Annotated in this window: 18 protein-coding genes and 1 pseudogene; 8 read left to right on the plus strand and 11 right to left on the minus strand. The window is 71.8% G+C overall.

What is annotated here, in order from left to right:
- Window positions 1-9 precede the first annotated feature (9 nt).
- Complete coding sequence (locus tag QOL88_RS30705; RefSeq protein ID WP_097221527.1) at window positions 10-2,064, plus strand: beta-galactosidase; 2,055 nt, start codon at window positions 10-12, stop codon at window positions 2,062-2,064.
- Window positions 2,065-2,287: 223 nt separating this feature from the next.
- Here QOL88_RS30705 and QOL88_RS30710 read toward each other — a convergent pair whose 3' ends face one another.
- Genes QOL88_RS30710 through QOL88_RS30720 form a run of 3 tightly spaced genes read right to left on the minus strand, consistent with a single transcriptional unit; the run spans window position 2,288 to window position 4,732 of the window.
- On the minus strand, window positions 2,288-3,022 hold the full coding sequence (locus tag QOL88_RS30710) for an FAD:protein FMN transferase (protein WP_097221528.1): 735 nt from the start codon (window positions 3,020-3,022) through the stop codon (window positions 2,288-2,290).
- A gap of 5 nt (window positions 3,023-3,027) precedes the next feature.
- A complete protein-coding gene (locus QOL88_RS30715; protein ID WP_097221529.1) occupies window positions 3,028-3,432 on the minus strand; it encodes an FMN-binding protein in 405 nt (134 codons plus the stop codon).
- 13 nt (window positions 3,433-3,445) lie between these two features.
- On the minus strand, window positions 3,446-4,732 hold the full coding sequence (locus QOL88_RS30720) for a ferredoxin reductase family protein (protein WP_097223249.1): 1,287 nt from the start codon (window positions 4,730-4,732) through the stop codon (window positions 3,446-3,448).
- A gap of 206 nt (window positions 4,733-4,938) precedes the next feature.
- Here QOL88_RS30720 and QOL88_RS30725 point away from each other — a divergent pair, with 206 nt between their 5' ends.
- Both QOL88_RS30725 and QOL88_RS30730 read left to right on the plus strand, forming a co-directional pair.
- Window positions 4,939-5,637: a response regulator transcription factor gene (locus tag QOL88_RS30725; RefSeq protein ID WP_030838894.1), complete on the plus strand. Its 699-nt coding sequence runs from the start codon at window positions 4,939-4,941 to the stop codon at window positions 5,635-5,637.
- Window positions 5,634-7,097, plus strand: coding sequence for a sensor histidine kinase (locus tag QOL88_RS30730; protein ID WP_097221530.1), 1,464 nt, complete (start codon window positions 5,634-5,636; stop codon window positions 7,095-7,097). Before QOL88_RS30725 ends, QOL88_RS30730 begins: the two co-directional genes overlap by 4 nt.
- Before the next feature lie 701 nt (window positions 7,098-7,798).
- Here the strand turns inward: QOL88_RS30730 and QOL88_RS30735 are convergent.
- Window positions 7,799-8,791, minus strand: a complete 993-nt coding sequence (locus QOL88_RS30735) for a phosphotransferase (RefSeq protein WP_097221531.1) — start codon at window positions 8,789-8,791, stop codon at window positions 7,799-7,801.
- 42 nt (window positions 8,792-8,833) lie between these two features.
- On the minus strand, window positions 8,834-9,202 hold the full coding sequence (locus tag QOL88_RS30740) for a hypothetical protein (protein WP_257027938.1): 369 nt from the start codon (window positions 9,200-9,202) through the stop codon (window positions 8,834-8,836).
- Window positions 9,203-9,481: 279 nt separating this feature from the next.
- Here QOL88_RS30740 and QOL88_RS30745 point away from each other — a divergent pair.
- The 5 genes and pseudogenes from QOL88_RS30745 to QOL88_RS30765 all read left to right on the plus strand — a co-directional run.
- Window positions 9,482-9,613 (plus strand): annotated as a pseudogene (locus QOL88_RS30745) (IS5/IS1182 family transposase); the annotation flags it as partial.
- A gap of 140 nt (window positions 9,614-9,753) precedes the next feature.
- Complete coding sequence (locus QOL88_RS30750) at window positions 9,754-10,878, plus strand: ABC transporter ATP-binding protein (RefSeq protein ID WP_179879154.1); 1,125 nt, start codon at window positions 9,754-9,756, stop codon at window positions 10,876-10,878.
- Window positions 10,875-11,579: an ABC transporter permease gene (locus QOL88_RS30755; protein ID WP_097221533.1), complete on the plus strand. Its 705-nt coding sequence runs from the start codon at window positions 10,875-10,877 to the stop codon at window positions 11,577-11,579. The genes QOL88_RS30750 and QOL88_RS30755 overlap by 4 nt, the downstream gene beginning before the upstream one ends.
- Window positions 11,576-12,241: an ABC transporter permease gene (locus tag QOL88_RS30760; protein WP_097221534.1), complete on the plus strand. Its 666-nt coding sequence runs from the start codon at window positions 11,576-11,578 to the stop codon at window positions 12,239-12,241. The genes QOL88_RS30755 and QOL88_RS30760 overlap by 4 nt, the downstream gene beginning before the upstream one ends.
- A 77-nt stretch (window positions 12,242-12,318) precedes the next feature.
- The gene (locus QOL88_RS30765) at window positions 12,319-13,275 is read left to right on the plus strand and encodes an ABC transporter substrate-binding protein (protein ID WP_097221535.1); all 957 of its coding nucleotides are present in this window, start codon (window positions 12,319-12,321) and stop codon (window positions 13,273-13,275) included.
- Between the two features lie 66 nt (window positions 13,276-13,341).
- Here QOL88_RS30765 and QOL88_RS30770 read toward each other — a convergent pair whose 3' ends face one another.
- The 6 genes from QOL88_RS30770 to QOL88_RS30795 form a co-directional block, all read right to left on the minus strand.
- Complete coding sequence (locus QOL88_RS30770; RefSeq protein WP_097221536.1) at window positions 13,342-13,926, minus strand: GTP-binding protein; 585 nt, start codon at window positions 13,924-13,926, stop codon at window positions 13,342-13,344.
- Window positions 13,913-14,272, minus strand: a complete 360-nt coding sequence (locus QOL88_RS30775; protein ID WP_097221537.1) for a DUF742 domain-containing protein — start codon at window positions 14,270-14,272, stop codon at window positions 13,913-13,915. Before QOL88_RS30775 ends, QOL88_RS30770 begins: the two co-directional genes overlap by 14 nt.
- Before the next feature lies 1 nt (window position 14,273).
- Window positions 14,274-14,705 (minus strand): roadblock/LC7 domain-containing protein, encoded by a 432-nt coding sequence (locus QOL88_RS30780; RefSeq protein ID WP_020271575.1) that lies wholly within the window; start codon window positions 14,703-14,705, stop codon window positions 14,274-14,276.
- A 14-nt stretch (window positions 14,706-14,719) separates the two neighbouring features.
- Window positions 14,720-17,188 (minus strand): sensor histidine kinase, encoded by a 2,469-nt coding sequence (locus tag QOL88_RS30785; protein WP_097221538.1) that lies wholly within the window; start codon window positions 17,186-17,188, stop codon window positions 14,720-14,722.
- A 191-nt stretch (window positions 17,189-17,379) separates the two neighbouring features.
- The gene (locus QOL88_RS30790; RefSeq protein ID WP_097221539.1) at window positions 17,380-18,375 is read right to left on the minus strand and encodes a substrate-binding domain-containing protein; all 996 of its coding nucleotides are present in this window, start codon (window positions 18,373-18,375) and stop codon (window positions 17,380-17,382) included.
- A gap of 436 nt (window positions 18,376-18,811) precedes the next feature.
- Window positions 18,812-20,056, minus strand: coding sequence for a cytochrome P450 family protein (locus QOL88_RS30795; protein WP_097221540.1), 1,245 nt, complete (start codon window positions 20,054-20,056; stop codon window positions 18,812-18,814).
- Between the last annotated feature and the right edge of the window lie 44 nt (window positions 20,057-20,100).

The raw sequence follows: 20,100 nt of genomic DNA on the forward strand, positions 1-20,100 counted from the left end.
AGGAGAGACATGTTCGAGCTGCCCCGGCGCGTGCTGTTCGGTGCCGCCTACTACCACGAGTACCAGCCGTACGACCGCCTCAAGGACGACCTCGACCTGATGGCCGAGGCCCGTTTCACCGTCATCCGGGTCGGGGAGTCCGTCTGGTCCACCTGGGAGCCCGAGAACGGGCGTTTCGACCTCGACTGGCTCCAGCCGGTCCTGGACGGCGCCCACGAGCGGGGCATCTCCGTGATCCTCGGGACGCCGACGTACGCGGTACCGCCCTGGCTGGCCCGGCAGTACCCGGAGATCGCGGGCGAGTCCCGCACGGGTGAGCGCATCGGCTGGGGCGCCCGGCAGGAGGTCGACTTCACGCACCCCGCGTTCCGCTTCCACGCCGAGCGGATCATCCGCAAGGTCGCCGAACGCTACGCGAGCCACCCCGCGGTCATCGGCTGGCAGGTCGACAACGAACCCGGCCTGCACCTCTTCCACAACCACGGCGTCTTCCAGCGCTTCACCGACGAACTGCGCGCACGATACGGCGACGTGGAGACCCTCAACCGCGAGTGGGGCCTGGTCTACTGGTCGCACCGGCTGTCCACCTGGTCCGACCTGTGGACCCCGGACGGCAACGCCCAGCCGCAGTACGACCTGGCCTGGCGGCGCTTCCAGGCTCGGCTGGTCACGGAGTTCATAGCCTGGCAGGCGGACATCGTGCGCGAGTACGCCCGCCCCGGCCAGTTCGTCACGACGTGCATCTCCTACGACCGCCAGGGCGTCGAGGACGACAGGCTCACCGACCGCCTCGACGTCACCGCGGGCAACCCGTACTACACGATGCAGGACGCCCTCGCGCTGCCGGACACCGGCGTCGGCGGACAGCACTGGACGACCAACGGCACCTGGGCGCTGTACCGCAGCGCCGACCGCATGTACTCCTCCCGCCAGGAGCCCTTCCTGGTCACCGAGACCGACGCGCAGGCCATCGGCGGGCCGTGGGACAACCGCCCCGCCTACGACGGCCAGTGGCGCCAGGCCGCCTGGGCGCTGATCTCCCGCGGCGCCTCGATGATCGAGTACTGGCACTGGCACACCCTGCACTTCGGCACCGAGACCTACTGGGGCGGGATCCTCCCGCACAACGGCCGACCCGGCCGTGTCTACCGCGAACTGGCAGCACTGGGCGGCGAGTTGGAGCAGGCGGGCGATCTGGTCTCGGCCCTCACCCCGGACGCCGACGTGGCCTTCCTCTACGACGGCCCCAGCAAGTGGGCGCTCCAGGGCCAGCCGCCGCTGGCCGACGCCGACGGAGGCCCGGACGGGAGGTCGTACGAGAGGATCTTCGACGCGTTCTACCAGGGGGCCTTCGACGCCGGGCTCCAGGCCCGCGTCCTGCACCCCGGGCAGCTCCCGGACGCCGAGCTGCCGCCCCTGCTGGTCGTCCCCGCCTACTACGCCGCCGACGACGTGGTCCTCGACCGGCTGCGCGCCCACGCCGAGGCCGGCGGCCATCTCGTCCTCGGACCCCGCACCGGCTACGGCGACACCGAGGCCCGGGCCCGCACCGACCTCCAGCCGGGCCGGCTGGCCGAGGCGGCCGGGGTGACGTACGACGAGTTCAGCAACCTGCGCGACCCGCTGCCCGTCGCCGGCACGGACCTGCTCCCCCTCCCGCCGGGCGCGCACGCACTGCACTGGGCGGACGGGCTGTCGACGCGGGGCGCCGAGACCCTGGCGGCGTACGAGCACCCGCACTTCGGCCGCTGGCCCGCCGCCACCACGCACCGCCACGGCGCGGGACGCATCACCTACGTGGGCACCGTGCCCGACCCCGCCTTCGCCCGGGCGCTGTTCGCCCGGTACGCCCCGGACGGCGCCTGGCGTCCCGCCCACCCGAGCGTCACGGCGACCTCGGCGACCGCCCGGGACGGGCGTCGCGTGCGTTTCCTGCACAACTGGTCGTGGGAGGAGGTCTCCGTACCGGTGCCGGCGGCCCTGCGGGACGCGCTGTCGGACGCCGTGTACGCCGACGCGGTGCCGCTCGGACCGTGGGACGTCAAGGTGCTGCGGGAGGAGTAGTCAGAGCAACCGTCCCTCCGGCCCGGGGAGTTCCGGCCGCCGGTTCGCCGGGCATCGCGTCAGGGGCGTGAGCCGCGCCGTCCCGGAGGGGGAGCGGGCGGGCCGGGCTCGGCCCCCGGCCCGCTGCCGGCCTACTCGCACGCGGTCACCGGAAGCCTGCCTTTCGTACCGCCGTCAGGCTTCCAGGGGAGGGTCTGCCGGACAGTTGACCGGCGCCACCGGATCACGCCGCCACGACCGGGCCCGCCACCCCCGGGAACCCCGCACTCCGCCGTACCCGCCTGCCCGCGTCCACCGCGAACACCTCGCAGTTCTCGCGGGCCGCCGCCCACGCCACGCCCTGCGCGCCGAGGGCGAACGCCGCCGTCGCGACCGTGTCCGCCTCCGTCAGGGTCGGGGCCACCACCGTCATGCTGAGGAGGCCGGTCGCGGGGCGGCCGGAGCGGCCGTCGAGGATGTGGTCGCCGCGTTCGTAGCGGGCGGAGGTCGCCACGGCCCGGTCCGTGACGTCCAGGACCGTGCAGAGCCGGTCGGCGTGCTCGGGATGGCGTACGCCCACGCGCCAGGGGCCGCCGGAGGCGATCACGTCGCCGCCGGCGTTGAGGCAGAAGCGCGTCGCACCGGCCGCCGACAGCAGGTCCGCTCCTTTCTGCACCGACCAGCCCTTCACCACCGCGCAGGGGTCGAGGCGGCGGCCCGGGAGGCGGACGTCGAAGGCGCCCCCGGTCGCGATCCGGTACTCCTCGCACAGGTCCAGGACCTCGCGGAGCGCCGGACTCGGCGCGCGCACCTCGCCCCGGTCCAGCCGGGACACCTCGCTGTCGGGGCGGAACGGGCTGAACCGCGCGTCGACCTCGCGCAGCCAGGCGAACAGGTCGTCCACCGGGGCCCCGGGGAAATCCTCGTCGTCGATCCGCACCGACACCGGGAACCCCATGACGTGCTCGACGCGGCGCATGCCCCTCAGCCCCTCGCGTCGATGGCGGCCTGGAGCGACTCCTTGTAGCCGTCGCTGGTGATGGTCGCGCCGGACACGGTGTCGACGTCGGCGCTCTGTGCCTGGAGGGTCTCCTCGATCAGCCGCGGCACCGCGGCCGTGGTCTGCGGATGGTCCGGCTGCCGCAGCATCCGCACCGAGGCGATCCGGTCGCCGTCGAAGGTGACCTCGACCTGCACCGGCCCCTTCTCGGTGTCGACGGTGGACCCCGAGACCACCGTGGAGGTGGTGCCGCCCGACGACGAGACCGAGGGCGTCGAGGCGGGCGCCGCGGCGGCCTGGGACGACCTGGTGTCGTGCGACGGGGCGTAGCGCCAGAGGGGGATCAGGCCCGCGACGCTCAGGACGAGGACGGGCAGTGCTCGTTTCACGACGGTCTCCTCGTCATCCGGCCAGGCTGAAGCGTTCGAAGTGGGTCTGCGGCCCCGGCACGCCCAGCTCGCGCAGGCTGCCGAGGACGGCGTTCATCATCGGCGGCGGGCCGCACAGGTAGACGTCCCGGTCGGCGATGTCCGGCACCAGCCGGGCCAGCTCCCGCGGCGCCAGCCGGTCGGGCACGGGCGGGCCGGTGACCAGGTGCAGTTCGGCGCCCCGGGCGAGCGCGAGGTCGCGCAGCTCGTCGTGGAGGACGGCTTCCCGGTCCGTGGACACCCGGTAGATCACGACCGCGTGGCCGTGCAGTTCCTCCAGCAGGGCCCGGATCGGCGTGACACCGACGCCACCGGCGATGAGCACGGCGTCGGGGCGGGTGCGGTGCAGGGTGGTGAAGGCGCCGTAGGGGCCCTCGGCGAACACGCGGGTGCCGACCTTCAGGTGCCGCAGGGCCGCGCTGCCGTCACCGGCCCGCTTGGCGGTCAGACGGAGGGTGCGGCCGTCGGGGGCGGCGGACAGGGAGAACGGGTTCGCCTGCCACCAGCGGTCCTTCGTCAGGAACCGCCACAGGAAGAACTGACCGGCCCGGGCGGGCAGCCGGTCCAGGTCGCGGCCCGTGATGTAGACCGACACGACGTCGTCGCTCTCGGGCACGACCGCCGTCACCCGGAGCCGGTGGCGGAGGTTGCGCCACAGCGGCAGCACCAGCCGGCCGGCGCACACCGAGGCCAGGGCCAGGCCCCACACGCCGTACCAGTAGGCGGTCGCCACCGGCGACGAGGCGAACGTCGTCCCCGCGGCGACCTGGTGCGTGAACGCCAGCACCACCGCCACGTAGGTGTACAGGTGGATGAAGTGCCAGGTCTCGTAGGCCAGCCGGCGCCGGGCGTAGCGGGCCGAGACCGCGCCGACCACGAGGATGATCGCCAGGGCGACGATCGCCCGCAGCACGCCCTCGACCGTCCCGGCGAGGTCCACCAGCTGGTTCACCGGGTCCAGCGACGAGGACCGGGCGTAGCCGAAGACGATGAACACGACGTGCGACAGCAGCAGCCACAGCACCGAGAAGCCGGTCCAGCGGTGGAAGGACGTCAGCCGGTCCATGCCGATCCGCCGGTCGAACCACGGCAGTCGCGCCACCAGCAGCAGCTGGAACGCCATGAGCAGCGCCGCGTACAGGCCGGTCAGCCGGCCCAGCACGATCAGCGCGTTCGAGGCGAAACCGGCCTGCGCGAAGAACACGGCCACCACGACGGCGTTCGCGAGCAACACCGCGTACAGGCCGGTGCGGCCCACCACTGAGGGGCGCACGCCCGGGCGGGCCGCCACGGGGGGTTGTCGGAGGGTCGTCACGGTCGGCAGCTCCTTGATCGGCTCCTGGGGTACCGAGCTTGGCGCGGGGGAGCTGTCGGGAAGCTGTCGCTCGACTTTCGAGTTTTTATCGATCCCGCGGCGAGGAGGCACGCGGCTATGGCGGCACGGGACCCGTGCAGCACTATGAACCCGTGGAAAAAGTACGACTTCTCGTCGTCGACGACGACCCGCCCATCGCCGATCTCGTCGCGACCGTCGCCCGCTACGAGGGCTGGGAGGCGGTCACGGCGTACACCGGGGAGGACGCGCTGAAGCGGGCCGCCGAGTTCCACCCGGACATCGTGGTGCTGGACCTGATGCTGCCCGGCGTGGACGGCTTCGGCGTCCTGGACCGGCTGCGCGCCTCCGGCACGATGGTGCCGGTGGTGTTCCTCACCGCGCGCGACGGCGTCGCCGACCGGGTCGCCGGCCTCACCCGGGGCGGCGACGACTACCTGGTCAAGCCGTTCGCCGTGGAGGAGCTGATGGCCCGGCTGCGGACCGTGCTGCGGCGCAGCGCCGGACCCGCCTTCCAGCGGTCCGTGCTCCGGGTCGGCGACCTCACGATGGACGAGGACACCCGGGAGGTGCGGCGCGGCGCGAGGCTGCTGTCGCTGACCCCGACCGAGTACGAGGTGCTGCGCTACCTCATGCGCAAGTCGCCCACGGTGCTCACCAAGGCGCAGATCCTCGACCACGTGTGGGAGTACGGCTTCGGCGGCCGCTCCAACGTCGTCGAGCTGGTCGTCAGCCGGCTGCGCCGCAAGCTCGACGAGACCGACGACGGCGGCGCGCCCCTGATCCACACCGTGCGCGGCTTCGGGTACGTGCTGCGGCAGGCCGCCGAGTGATCGCCCGGCTGCGCCGGGCCTACCGCCGCATGCGGCTCGGCACCCGGCTGGCCCTCGGCCTCGGCGCCCTGTCCCTGGTCGTGTTCGCCGTCGTCGGCACGGCCCTGACCACGTACATGCGGGACTACCTGTCGGCCCAGCTCGACACCCAGCTCGCCCAGGCCCAGATCGCCCAGTCCAAGAGCATCGCGGACTACGGCACCCTCTCGGGCAAGAAGTATTACAGCTGGTTCTACGCCGTGTACGACGTGTCGGACGGCAGGACCGAGCTGCGCAGGCCCGAGGATCCCGCCGATCTGCCGAAGGACGTCGACGACTTCACCTCCCTCGCCCGGGCCCAGAGCGCCGCGCACACCGAACTCCTGCGCACCGAGCACCTCAGGGGCGCGGGCTCCTACCGGCTGCGCGCCTGCCAGGTCGAGCCCGGCGTGGTGCTGGTCAGCGCCGCGCCCCTGGAGGACATCGAGGACACCGTCGGGCAGCTGATCACGATCCAGGTCGTCACCTTCGCCCTCGCGTTGCTCGCCCTGGTCGTCTTCGGCCGCCGGATGCTGCGCCGCGGCCTGAAGCCGCTCAGCGACATGGCGTCCACCGCGCACGGCATCGCCTCGCACGATCTGACCGAGTCGGCGGCCCGGCTGCCGCTGCGCGCCGACGGCCGGGACGGCGGGCCCGAGGTGGACGAACTGCGCACCGCGTTCAACACGATGCTGGAGCACATCGACGACTCCCTCGCCGTGCGCGCCGAGGCCGAGCAGCGGCTGCGCCGCTTCGTGGCCGACGCCTCGCACGAACTGCGCACCCCGCTGATGTCGGTGCGCGGTTACGCCGACCTCTTCCAGTACGCCGCCGCCAACGCCCCCGAGGAACGCGACCGGCACCTGGCCCGGCTGCGCGCCGAGGCCGCCCGCATGGGCATCCTCCTGGACGACCTGCTGCTGCTCGCCCGGCTGGACGCGGCTCAGGTGGAGGCGCCGCTGCGGTTGCAGGACGCCGACCTGGTGGAGCTGGTGGGCCAGGCCGCGGACGCCTTCCGCGCGGGCCGCCCGGACCATCCGCTGACGGTCCTCGCGGGTCCGGGGCCGGTGCCGCTGCCGATGGACCCGCTGCGCATCCGGCAGGTCGTCGACAACCTCCTGACCAACGCCGCGGTGCACACCCCGGCCGGCACGAAGGTGTCGGTGGAGGTGGCCGCCGTGCCCGGCGCCGCCGAGGTGCGGGTGGCCGACACCGGGCCGGGCATCCCGCCCGACGACCGGGACCGGGTCTTCGACCGCTTCTACCGCGTCGACAAGGCCCGCAGCCGCGACCGCGGCGGCAGCGGGCTCGGTCTGGCGGTCGCCCAGTCGCTGGTCCGCGCCCACGGCGGCCGCATCGAGCTGACCAGCACCCCGGGAGCGACGGTGTTCACCGTGCGCCTGCCCGTGTCTATCGAAGCCCGGGCGCGCAGCCGCTCGTAGGCGGTGAAAGGGAGGAGGGGCACAGAGCTCCCGGCGGGTGCCATGGGGGCTGTCTGCTCCTGCCCGGACGCCCGCCGGTGGCCGGGACCGTGGACACCCCATTCCCGGGTGGAGGTGGCGATCGCCGACTCGGCGGTGGCGGACCGGATCGAGCCCCGACGCCACCGGGACCTCGAGAACGACTTCCATGTACAGGTCAGGGCCCTGCGCGACCGACCCCGCACGCGGCCGTCGGCCGGGGGCGCAGGCGCTGGTGTGAGCACGCGGGCCCCGGGGCGTATCCGGAGACCGTCAGGCGGTGATCCTGCCGAAGAGGTCGTTGGCAGGGGCCTGGGGGTCGTTGCCGTAGAAGAACTCCGAGGCCGCCTGGTGGAGCTCGGCGCGGTCCAATTTTCCGGGATCCGACCCGTCAGCGGCCGGTCGGCCGCCGAAACGGACTCCCGCAGTCCGTGCGTACGATCTTCTGGCCGGATTGATGGATCAAGCGAAGACTCCGCTCGGCCGCCTGATCATCGCCTGAGGAGCCATTCAGGCGCTGCCTGGCGAAGACCTTCGCACGATTCAGACCACCGATCTCAACCTTGCCCGCGGCACTCTCAAAGTCCGCCGCGGGATGCTGCGGCACACCCTCTACCTGGAGGAATTCACCCACCGACGCAAGCCTCATCTGTTGGCGGAGCCTTGTCCTCAGCGTTCTCCGCTTACGCCTTGAGCCAAGTGGCCCAGGTCGGCATGGCCTCGCGCATCACGGCCATCGCGTTCACCGATTCCCTGAGTCTCTGAGCGAAGCCGGCCTGGTACTCCGGACTCCCGCCCCGGTGGCCGCATGCCATCCACAGCTGCCAAGTTGCCGCTCCCACGCGTCCGGCGAACATGCCGATGAACGCCGACTCATCGACTGCCCCGACTGCCCCTCCCGCAGCGACATACCCGGAGAGGCACGCTTCGACGGTACGGCGCTCGGGCACCCCCAGGCCGCGGTCGAAGCCTGCGAGATGGAAAGCGGTGAAGACCAGCTCCCACCAGGGGTCCTGCGCCCCGGCGGCATCGAAATCCAACAGGACTGGTCCACCGGAGCTGGTCAGAATGTTCTGGTGCCGGATGTCGCGATGCATGACCAACTTGGATCGCCACAGCTCCTGCTGATCTTCGATCATGGCCTCTGTCCGCTCCACCGACAGCTTGAAGATGCGGACATGCTCGGCGCTGAGGACTTCGAGGCGTTCGGCCTGAGCGAACCATTCCTCCCACTCTTCCTGGGAGTTCGACCGGTAGTCGCCATCAACGGCCGGGTCGGCTGGAATCGCGCACCGTGCGAGGTCAGCGACGAGCCCGCCGGCCCAGGCCGCCAACGGTTCCGACGTCGGCCCGGACGGATGCGAGCCCTCGACGAAGCGCACCGCGCGGGCGTAGAAACCGTCCCCGATCGGTCGCCACAGACCCGCTTCTCCCAGAGCCGTCGATTGCGGCTCGGGCATCGCGACACCGATCTCCCACGCGGCGGCTTCAAGCGCCCCTGCCTGGGCAGCCATGGGCAGCCAGAAGTCACCCCAGGGCTGGGCGATCTTTACCACCCATGAGCCGGAGTCGGTAACGGCCTTCCACACCGGGCTCTGCTCGTCATCCTTGAGCAGCTGCGGGACATCCAGTAACTGCCCCAACCCGAGCCACTCGGCCGCCTGCGCCAGGTTCATAGCCAGTCATTCAACCCACCCGCCACCCCAGCAGCAACCGGGTTAGTCGCCCCATGGTCCGTGGAAAAACGGCGGACCCGCGCGCACTTCACGCCCCAGTGTGCGGTCCACGCGCGGGTTCTGGCCCATCCGGCTCCAGGATGTCGCGAACCCGCGCGCTTCCCAGCTCACCTCCACGAAGGCGTCCACACCTCTGGCCGTGTCATCGGCGCGCGGCAAGCCATTCAGCCACTCCTTGCGCACCGCGGGACGCAGCACCCGCGCGCTGTCCTCGGCAGCCGTCACCATGCCGGGGCCGATGGGCGACGGCGTGGGGTCATCGCCCCGGGGCTCGATGCGCACCAGCCGACCGGAATCGACCACGGCGAGGAAACTGCCCCAGTGCGTCGCCACCGGCAGGCGTCGTTCCACCGGGCATCAACTCCATCCCTGAAGTCTCTGCGGCTCACGGACCACGGCCGCTCACACCACAGGGGTCCCGCGTCGGTCAATGGCCCGCAGGACAAAGGCTCCCCTTGCAGGATGCCGCCCAACCCTGACGGCGCCGGGGTCCTTCTCGATCCTCCACCTCGGGGCCAGGAGAGGACCAAGGCGGTAGCGGCGGCCCCGGCAGCTGCGCGGGGCGGGATGGCGTCGAGGACCTCGGCGAGGGCGACGAGCGTGGTGGCGTCGTCCAGGGGAACGCCCGCCCACCGCAAGGTCCGCGCCCGCGTGGAGCACACCTTCTCGTGGAAGAACCACATGATCCTCCGCGACTGCCGCCAACGCGGCAACGGCCTCCACCACGCCGTCCGGGCCGTCGCTAGCATGCACAACCTCGCCCCTCGCCGCATGAGCCGACGGACCAGCAGCCCGCTTCGGGCTGCGTCATCACGGCCTTCTGCGCCACGCTTTAGACTCGTCCGGAAACAGCCCGTACGACCATGGCCAACGCTTCCGCCAACCCGAAGGGCTCCGGCGCCTTGATACGGATCGAATCAGTCACCAAGCGCTATCCGGACGGCACGGTGGCTGTCGACCGGCTGTCCCTGGAGATACCCGACCGCTCGATCACCGTCCTCGTCGGACCCTCGGGCTGCGGCAAGACGACCACCCTGCGAATGATCAACAGGATGGTCGAACCGAGCGAGGGAACGATCCTCCTCGACGGCGAGGACATCCAGCGCCGCCCCGTCACCACCCTGCGCCGGTCCATGGGTTACGTCATCCAGAACGCCGGCCTCTTCCAGCACCGCACGATCCTCGACAACATCGCCACCGTGCCCCGCGTGCTCGGCTGGGGCAAGCAGAAGGCCCGGGGCCGGGCGGCCGAGCTGATGGAGCGCGTGGGCCTCGACGCCGCACTCGCCAAGCGCTACCCGTACCAGCTCTCCGGCGGCCAGCAGCAGCGCGTCGGCGTGGCCCGGGCACTCGCCGCCGACCCGCCCGTGCTGCTCATGGACGAGCCGTTCTCCGCGGTCGACCCGGTGGTGCGCAAGGGACTCCAGGACGAACTGCTGCGCATCCAGGACGAGTTGGGCAAGACCATTGTCTTCGTCACCCATGACATCGACGAGGCGATCAAACTCGGCACGATGGTCGCCGTGATGCGCGAGGGCGGTCACCTCGCCCAGTACGCGCCCCCGGCCGAGCTGCTGTCCAACCCCGCCGACGCCTTCGTCGAGGACTTCCTCGGAGCCGACCGGGGCATCCGGCGGCTGTCGTTCTTCCCCTCCGCCGAACTCCCGCTGACGACCGGCCCGGTGATCCCGGTGGACGCCACCGCCGAGCAGATCACCGCCGCGGGCGCCGCCTGGCTCCTGGTGACCGACGCCGGGGGACGGCCCCTCGGCTGGGCCGAGCCGGACGGCCTGACGGCGGGCGACATCGACCCCGGCCGGCTCCGGCCGCACGGCCGGCCCTTCGTCCCCGGCACCGACTCCCTGCGGGCCGCCCTCGACTGCGCCGTGCTCTCCCCGTCCGGCTGGGCCGTCGCCGTGGACGACACCGGCCGGGTGACCGGCGTGGTCGCGCAGCAGACCATCGGCGAGGCCATCCGCAGCGCCCACGCCGCCGGCCACGCCGACGAGGCCGAGGTCGCGTCGTGAACGGCTTCTTCGACATCCCGAGCGACCTCCAGCACAGCTACGCCGGCCTGATCGGACTGCATCTGCGCGAGGCCCTGCTGCCCGTCCTGGCCGGGCTGCTGCTCGCGCTGCCGCTCGCCCAGCTCTGTGTCCGCTTCCGCTGGCTGTACCCGCCGGTGCTCGGCGCGACCACCATCCTCTACGCCGTCCCGTCGCTGGCCTTCTTCGTCGTCCTCATCGACTACACCGGCCAGACCGAGCTCACCGTGATGATCCCGCTGGCCGTGTACAGCCTCGTGGTGCTCGTCCCGGCCATCGTCGACGGGGTGCGGTCCGTGCCGCAGGAGACCCTGGCCGCGGCCACCGCCATGGGGTTCGGACCCGTACGCCGTTACGCGCGGGTGCAGTTGCCGATCGCCGTGCCCGCCATCATCGCCGGGCTCCGGGTCGCCACCGTCTCCAGCATCTCCCTGGTCAGCGTCGGCACGCTCATCGGCAACCAGGGCGCCCTCGGCAACCTGCTCGCCGACGCGCAGAAGTACGACCGCCCCGAGCTGGCCGTGAACTCCGTGATCACGACGGCCGTCCTGGCCATCCTGTGCGACGCCCTGCTGGTGCTGCTCCGCGTCGTGCTGACCCCGTGGATGCCCAACGGCACCCGCAGGCGCCCGAAGCCGAGCACGCGGCAGCAGCTGCCCGCCCCCCAGGACGTGACCCGGTGAACGTACTGAACTTCGTCAACGCCTTCTTCAGCGACAGCGCCCACTGGCACGGCTACGACGGCATTCCGCAACGCCTGCTCGAACACGTCCAGTACTCGGCCCTGGCCCTGGTCCTGGCCGCCGCGATCGGCCTGCCCGTCGGCCTGCTGACCGGACACACCGGCAAGGGCGGCAACGCCCTCGCGTTCATCGCCACCGCCGCCCGCGCGCTGCCCAGTTTCGGCCTGCTGGTGCTGATCGTCATCATGATGGGCTTCGGCCTGCTGCCCGTGATGATCCCCCTCGTCATCCTCGCCGTGCCGCCGATCCTGGTCACGACCTACGAAGCGGTCCGCACCGTCGACCCCTCCCCGGTGGACGCCGCACGCGGCATGGGCATGCACGAGTCGCGGATCCTCTTCCAGGTCGAACTGCCGGTCGCTCTGCCGCTGATCCTGAGCGGTCTGCGCTCGGCCGCCATCCAGATCGTCTCGACGGCCACCATCGCCGCGTACGTCAGCCTGGGCGGCCTCGGCCGGTACATCGTCGACGGGCTCTACCAGCGCGACTACGAGAAGGTGGTCGGCGGCGCCACCCTGGTGGCCGTCCTGGCGCTCGTCACACTGGCGCTGTTCTGGGCGGCGGGCCGGGTGGCCGTGTCGCCGGGGGTGCGCAGACGCTGAGACCCGCCCCGGGTCTGTGACAAACCGTGACCAGCACGCTCTTGACTGATCACAAAGCGGCTGGATTGGATCGTTGAATGACTTCTACCGCGAAGAGCAGCAGGTCCAGGACGAGGCACACCAGCGCGGCGGCCCTCGCGCTCACCGCCGCTGCGGCGCTGCTCGCGGGCTGTTCGTCCGGCGACTCCTCCGACAACCCCCTGGCGGGCGAGAAGGCGAAGGCCGGCACCGTCGTCGTCGGCTCCAACAACTTCGCCGAGAGCACCCTGCTCGCCGACATCTACGGCGAGGCACTCAAGGCCAAGGGCCTCAAGGTCTCGTACAAGCACAACATAGGCAGCCGTGAGACGACGTACGGGCTGATGAAGAACGGCTCCGTCACCGTGCTGCCGGAGTACAACGGCTCGCTGCTGGCCTACCTGGACCCCACGGCCGAGCAGAAGTCCGCCGAGGCGGTGAACGCGGCCGTCAAGACCAAGCTGGACAAGAAGCTGACCCTGCTCCAGTCGTCGCCGGCCGAGAACAAGGACTCGGTCAGCGTCAACGCCGAGACGGCGAAGAAGTACAAGCTCACCCCCTCCTCCACCCTCGCGGACCTCAAGGAGGCCGCCCCGGGCCTGCTGATCGGCGGTTCCCCCGAGTTCCAGACCCGGCAGCAGGGCCTCAAGGGCCTGAAGTCCGTGTACGGCCTGGAGTTCAAGTCCTTCAAGGCGCTCGACGCGGGCGGCCCGCTGACCCAGGCGGCGCTGACCAGGAACACCGTCCAGGCCGCGGACATCTTCACCACGGACCCGACCATCGTGAAGGAGAAGTTCGTCGTCCTGAAGGACCCGGAGAACCTCTTCGGGTTCGCCAACGTGACCCCGCTGGTCAACAAGAACGGCCTCCCGCAGAAGGGCGTCGACGCACTCGACGCGGTCTCCGCCAAGCTGGACACCAAGACGCTCCTGGAACTCGACGCACGGGTGCAGCTGGAGAAGAAGGACCCGCTGGACGTGGCGACGGCGTGGCTGAAGTCGGCGGGCCTGAACTGACGGGCCGCTGACCACCGGACCCGGGCGGCGGGAACCGCCCGGGCCGGTACATCCGGCGGCCGGCTGCTACGCCTGCACCGCCGACGCGATCAGCTGGTCGATCAGGGCGATCAGCACGTCCCGGCACGACTCCCGGTCCCGGGCGTCGCACAGCAGCACCCGCACGTGCTCCGGCACCGCGAGCGCCTCCTTGATGTCCTCCGGCGGGTACGGGTGTTCGCCGTGGAAGCCGTTGACCCCGACGACGAACGGGATGCCCCGGCGCTCGAAGAAGTCGATCGCCGCGAAGCTGGACTCGGGCCGGCGGACGTCGATCAGGACCACCGCGCCGAGCGCGCCGAGCGCCAGGTCGTTCCACATGAACCAGAACCGCTGCTGCCCCGGCGTGCCGAACAGGTAGAGCACCAGTTCCCGGCTGATGGTGATCCGGCCGAAGTCCAGGGCCACGGTGGTGGCCCGCTTCTCCTCGATGCCCTCGAGGTCGTCGACGCCCAGACCGGCCATGGTCAGGGGTTCCTCGGTGCGCAACGGGACGATCTCGCTGACCGACCCGACCAGGGTGGTCTTGCCGACGCCGAAGCCGCCGGCGATGAGGATCTTGACCGTGTCGGGTGCCGAAGACGCGTCAGTGGCAAGCTCAGAGCCGGCCAAGGCCGTCCCTCACTTTCTGCAGCAGGTCCAGGTCCGGAGTGGTACGGGAGACGAGGCGCGGCGGGCGGACGGTGATGCGGCCCGCCTCCAGCAGGTCGCACAGCAGGATGACGACCACACTCACCGGCAGGTCGAGCCGGGCGGCCAGCTCCGCCACGGCGACCGGCTCCGCGCACAGCCGGAGGATCCGGGAGTGCTCGGGCTGGCACCGGGCCGCCGTGACGGGCGGTGGATCGACCGCCGTGACCGTCGAGATGAGCGTGAAATCGGCGCGGCTGGGCCGGGTCCGGCCGCCCGTCAGAGCGAACGGCCTGACCAGCCGCCCCGCCGAATCACCTACGCCCACCTCACACGCCTGGATCGACGACGGGGCCGGCCATGCCCCGCGGAGCCGCGCTCAGGTGCTCGCCGATCTTCTTGACCAGCATGTTCATCTGGTACGCCACCACCCCGACGTCCGCGCCCGGCCCGGTCAGCACGACCAGATGCGCGCCGGGACCGGCGGAGGTCAGGATCAGATAGCTGTTGGCCATCTCGATGAGCGCCTGGCGCACCGGACCGCCCCGGAAGTCCATGCTGACGCCCTTGCTGAGGCTCATCAGCCCGGACGCGGTCGCCGCGAGCCGCTCGGCGTCGTCGCGCAGGAAGCCGGTGGACTTGCTGACCACCAGGCCGTCCTCGGAGAGCACCACGGCCTGGTTCACGTCGGCGACGCGCTCCACGAGGCCGGTCAGCAACTGGTCGAGCTGGGTGTGCGTGGCGGGGATGGGGCGTGTCATGGGGGTGTCCTTCGTCAGCGGTCGGCGGGCGGAGTCGAGGGGACGGGGCCGTAGGCCTGCCGGGGTACGGCGGCCACCTCCTCGTCGTGGGGCGGCTCGGCGTCGTCGTCACGGGCCCGGAGCGTGCCGCGCTGGAAGCCGGCCAGGGAGGACGCGGCGGCTTCCGCGGTGAAGTCGTCGAGGGAGCCGTCGTCCTCGGCGGGCGCGGTCTCCTCGCGCAACTCCTCCACCAGGCTGGTCTGCGGCACCCTGCGGGGGAGTGGAGCGAGACCGTCCCGGCGGGGGACGGCCTCGCGCGGGGCGGACGGAGCGGACGGGGCGGCGGAGGCGGTGCGGGCCGTGACGAGGGGCCGGGGCTCGCGGGCGGACCCGGCGGCGCGTTCGGTTCCCCCTTCGGTCTCCCCTTCGGTCTCTTCTTCGGTCTCCCCTCCGGTCGTCCCCCGTGCGTCGGCGCGCTGCGGCGACCCGCTCGGCTCGGCGTCCCGCGCACCCCGTCCGTCCACCGCCACCAGCCCGCCCTCCGGGGTGTCGCCGTCCTTCGCCCCGCCGTCCCCGCTCTCCCGCACCACGATCTCGTGCGGGATCAGCACGATCGCCGTGGTCCCGCCGTACGGCGACGAGCGCAGGGTGACGGTGATGCCGTGCCGGTGGGCCAGCCGGCCGATCACGAACATGCCGAGGCGCAGGTCGTCGGCGAGCGCCACCACGTCGAACTGCGGGGGCACCGCCAGCTGGTCGTTGAAGGACGTGTAGTCCTCCTCCGACATGCCGAGGCCGCGGTCCTCGACCTCGACGGCCAGGCCCTTGGCCACCATCCCGGCCCGTACCGTGACCGGGCTCGGGGCGGGGGAGTACGCGGTCGCGTTGTCGATGAGCTCGGCCAGCAGGTGGATGACGTCGGCGACCGCGGGCGGCGCGACGCACACCTCCTCCTCGGTGAGCACCTCCACCCGCTGGTACTCGGCGACCTCCCCGACCGCGCTGCGCAGGATGTCCATGAGGGCGACCGGCTCGGACCAGCTGCGGCCGGGCCGTTCGCCGCTGACGATGACGAGGTTCTCCTCGTAGCGGCGCAACTGGCTGGCCGTGGAGTCCAGTTCGTACAGGCCCTTGAGGATGTCGGGGTCGGTGTGCTCGCGTTCCAGCGTGTCGAGCTTGCTCAGCTGGAGGTTGACCAGGTTCTGGCTCTGCCGGGCTATGCCCAGGATGATCTTCTGGAAGCCGCGCCGGGTGTCGGCGAGTTCGACCGCGGTGTGCACGGCCGTGCGCTGGGCGGTGTTGAACGCCCGGGCCACCTGGCCGAGTTCGTCATGGCCGTAGTCCAGCTCGGGCGTCGCCGACTCCGGGTCGACCGTCTCACCCCGGTCCAGCCGTGCCACCACGTCGGGCAGCCGCTCCTGCGCGAGGCTGACGGCGGCCCGGCGCAGGCCGCGCAACCGCCGGGACAGCGAGCGGGTGATACGCCACGACATGCCCACGCACACCAGCAGCGCCAGCAGCCCGCCGGTGCTCAGCAGCGCCGCCTTGAGCAGCAGCGCGTCGGCGTCGTCGGCACTGCGCTCCAGCAGCCCCGCCGTCTGCCGCTCGATGAGGCCCGTGTACTGCTGGGACAGCGTGTCCATGGCGGCGGACCACTGCTTCTGCGCGTCCGGCAGGGCGATCCGGTCGGCGGAGGCGCTCGTGTTGCGCGAGGCCAGCACCTGGTCCTCGACGGACTGCAGCGTCTGCCACTCGGGGCTCGCCAGGATCCGCTCGGTCTGCGCCTTGGCGTCGCCCGTCAGCTGCGGCACGACCTGGTCCTGGACCAGCCAGCGCCGGGTGTTCACCAGCTCCGTGAACTGCGTCCACGCCTTGTCGTCCAGGTGCCCGGTCGGCCAGGCCAGCGTCAGCTGCGCGTCCTCCCGGGAGACCAGCTCCGCCGCGTGCTCGAGGCCGACCAGCGGGCCGGCCTGCGAGGTGAGGTCGCCGTCGTCGACCTGGGACAGCTCCTGGAAGGCGTGGATCTGGTCGTCGATGATCGACGAGTACTGGTCCAGCGCCTGCTGCGGGGTGATGTCGGTCGGGTGGTCCACCTGGTCCCGGTAGTACTCCAGGCTGCCCACCGAGCCCAGCACCGAGTACAGCCGGTCGGATATGCGGGAGGGCGCCTTCTCGATCGCGTCCGCCTGCCCGACCAGCTTGGCGACCGCCTTGTCGGTCTCCGCGCGCTGCGTGTCGAGGGCGGCCCGCGAGCCCTTCGGAGTGGCCAGCCAGGCGGCCGACAGGCTGCGCTCCCGCTGCAGCGCCAGCGTCGCGTCGGTGCCCATCGCACCGGTCGACCGGCTGAGATCCGTCTGGTCGCGCAGCCTGAGGCCCTCCGAGAACATCTGGATCGTCGTCACGCCCCACATCGCGGCGAGGGTGACGCTGGGCACGAGGGCCAGGAGCACCAGGGAGAGGCGTATGGAACCGAGACGGCGCCGGGTACCTGTCCGTCGAGACATCGTCGTCCTAGGGCGATCAGCGGGGGGTGAGGAGCGGGGAGGCGGAGCGGTCGGGGGGTGTGGGGGACGGGCGCGGGGGTGGTGCCGTCCCCGGCACGGCACATGGGATGGGCAGGATGTTATCCGTACAAGTGGGTGCGCGGACCGGGCCTGACCGAATCTTTGGCGACACCGTCACAGGAAGTGTCCGGTCACCGGGTTCCGGCGGCCGCGAACCGCGCCACGGCGGACACGTTCGACCTCGTCACGAAGGCGGGTCCGGTGAGCACCGGGGCCGTTCCGCCGCCGCTGACGTTGCCGTTGGTCCGGTACAGCCACAGGGCGTCCACCGCGAGGTAGCCCTGCAGATACGGCTGCTGGTCCACGGCGAACTGCACGTCACCGTCCCTGACCGCCTCGACCACGTCCTTGTTCAGGTCGAAGGTGGCGACCTTCGCCCGGCTGCCGGACCGCCGCACGGCCTCGACCGCGCTGAGCGCGAACTGCGCGCCGTTGGTGACGACCTCGTCGATGCTCGAGTCCTGCCGCAGCCGGGAGGCGATCGTGGCGGTCACCGCGTCCGGGTCGGTGCCGTCCACGTACAGGTTGTCGGTGTCGCCGCGGAAGGTCTTGCGCACCCCCGCGCAGCGGGCCTCCAGCGCGACGTTGCCCCGCTCGTGCACCACGCACAGGGCATGCTCGGCCTCGATGCCGTCCAGCTTGTCGCCGACGGCCCGGCCCGCGACGGACTCGTCCTGGCCGAAGTACTCCAGGAGCCCGGTCGGACGCCAGTCGGCGATGCCGGAATTGAGCCCGACGACGGGAATGCCGGCCGCCCTGGCCCGGGCGACCGGACCGCGCATCGCCGCCGGCTTGGCCAGGGTCACCGCGATGCCGTCGGCCTTGGCGCGGACCGCGTCCCGCACCAGATCGGCCTGCGCGGCCGGGTCGGCGTCACCGACGTACGTCAGGTCGACGCCGTCCTTGGCGGCAGCCGCCTCGGCGCCCCTGCGCACCAGGTCCCAGAAGGCGTCGCCCTTGCCGCCGTGCGTCACCAGGGTGACCTTCATCCCGCCGCCGGACCCGCCCGCCGCGTCGTCGGCGGCCCCGAGCACGGAGCAGCCGGACACCAGCAGGCACAGGGCAAAGGCCAGCGCCGCGACACGGGTGCGTCTCACGGAGGTGTGCGGCGGGGGAGGAGCGTTCATGAGGGGCGGACCTCGCTGTGCGGCCGAGCAAGAGCAGGGTGAGAGTGCAGGCGGGACCGCAGGGTGCACCGAACGCATGACTCTCGCTGGTCCGGAGCCAACCGTGTGTGACCACTGGTCGTCAAGTGAGCAGCCACATGCCGTGAGTTGGCGCTGCCGCATCGTGATGATCTGTCCGGCCGGTCGAACGACGGGTGGCCGCGGATGCTCTCACCTCGGCTTTCCATACCGTCCGTGCGGTTCGGCCGCCCCGTGCGGACCTGCCTGACGGCGGAAGGAATCGCTCCCTGTCGAGCCCTCCGCGCCCGCCTGGGCTGGGGCGGCGCGCAGGCCGAGGCGGGCGACGGAAGGGGCGGTGGCGGCGAGGCCAAGGCTCCGAAGGAGGAGGGCGCCGGGGGGCCGGACTCCCGGCACACGGCCCCCGCCGCGCCGCCGGTCAGCCCGTCAGAACCGGCAGCGACCGATGGCCATGGGAGATGAAGGAGTCCACCGGCGGCAGCTCTTCCCCCGGCACGGCGAGAGTCAGGCCGGGGAACCGCGCGAAGAGCGCGGGCAGGGCCACCCGCGCCTCCAGCCGGCCGAGCGGGGCGCCCAGACAGTGGTGGACCCCGTAGCCGAAGGCCAGATGATCCTTCGAAGCCCGGGTGACGTCGAAGGCGGCGGCGTCCGGGCCGTGCTGTTCCGGGTCGCGTCCGGCGGCGGCGTACGCGGCGAGGATCGCCTCTCCCTTGCGGATCACCGTGCCGTCCGGCCCGCCCAGTTCACCGAGGGGCAGGTCCTCGACCGCGTACCGCAGCGGCAGGCTGGCCACCGGCGCCTCGGCCCGCAGCGTCTCCTCGACGACGTCGTCCCAGGAGGCCTGCCCATCGAGGACGAGCGCGAGCTGGGCGGGGTGGCCGAGCAGCGCGTGGACGGCGTTGTCGAGCAGGTTGACCGTCGTCTCGTGACCGGCGCTGATGACCAGCATCAGCGTGTCGAGCAGCTCCTGCTCGCTGAGCCGTGTGCCGTCGCCCTCCTCGCGGGCCGAGATCAGCGCGGAGGTCAGGTCGTCACCGGGCGCCGCCCGTTTCGCGGCGACCAGTTCGCCGAGGACGGCGTAGAACCGGGCGTAGATGTCGGCGACCTCGGCCGGGTCGGCCGAGGTGTGGAAGACGCCGTCCACCACGGCCCGCAGCTCGGCGCCCAACTCCTCCGGCAGCCCGAGCAGTTCGCCGATGACCTGGATGGGCAGCGGATAGCAGAACTCCTCCCGCAGATCGACCGCGTGGCCGTCGGCCCCCGCCTTGGCGACACGGTCGAGGAGCGCCGCGGTGATCTCCTCGATCCGAGGGCGCAGCGCGGCGGTGCGGCGGGCGGTGAATGCCGTGGAGACGAGGGTGCGCAGGCGTTTGTGCTCGGTGCCGTACGCCGTGAACATGTTCCGCACCGCGACCCAGGTGTACAGCGGCCAGTCCGGTGAGACCTCGCCGTCGATCCAGCGCTGCCAGTGCCGGCGTGGGTCCTTCGACACCCGCGGGTCGGTGAGCAGCCGCTTCAGAAGCGGTGCGCTGCTGACCGCCCAGGCCGGGACACCGTGGGGGAGCTCGACGGGCGTGACGGGGCCGCGCTCACGGATCCCTGCGGCCTCGCCGTGGATGTCGCGGCCGGTCGGGTCGATCACGATCGGGCGGCTGAACTCCATCGGACTCTCCCTGGGCTGACGGCTGTTCTCCGAGTGCGCGTACG

Origin of the sequence: Streptomyces sp. Ag82_O1-12 (assembly GCF_900182715.1) — a bacterium.
GTDB lineage: Bacteria > Actinomycetota > Actinomycetes > Streptomycetales > Streptomycetaceae > Streptomyces > Streptomyces massasporeus.

Excerpts from the sequence above, each read along its gene's own strand:
- QOL88_RS30785 (WP_097221538.1), bottom strand. The coding sequence starts at position 17,188 with ATGTCTCGACGGACAGGTACCCGGCGCCGTCTCGGTTCCATACGCCTC.
- QOL88_RS30765 (WP_097221535.1), top strand. The coding sequence starts at position 12,319 with ATGACTTCTACCGCGAAGAGCAGCAGGTCCAGGACGAGGCACACCAGC.
- QOL88_RS30795 (WP_097221540.1), bottom strand. The coding sequence starts at position 20,056 with ATGGAGTTCAGCCGCCCGATCGTGATCGACCCGACCGGCCGCGACATC.
- QOL88_RS30710 (WP_097221528.1), bottom strand. The coding sequence starts at position 3,022 with ATGCGCCGCGTCGAGCACGTCATGGGGTTCCCGGTGTCGGTGCGGATC.
- QOL88_RS30790 (WP_097221539.1), bottom strand. The coding sequence starts at position 18,375 with ATGAACGCTCCTCCCCCGCCGCACACCTCCGTGAGACGCACCCGTGTC.
- QOL88_RS30735 (WP_097221531.1), bottom strand. The coding sequence starts at position 8,791 with ATGAACCTGGCGCAGGCGGCCGAGTGGCTCGGGTTGGGGCAGTTACTG.
- QOL88_RS30705 (WP_097221527.1), top strand. The coding sequence starts at position 10 with ATGTTCGAGCTGCCCCGGCGCGTGCTGTTCGGTGCCGCCTACTACCAC.
- QOL88_RS30780 (WP_020271575.1), bottom strand. The coding sequence starts at position 14,705 with ATGACACGCCCCATCCCCGCCACGCACACCCAGCTCGACCAGTTGCTG.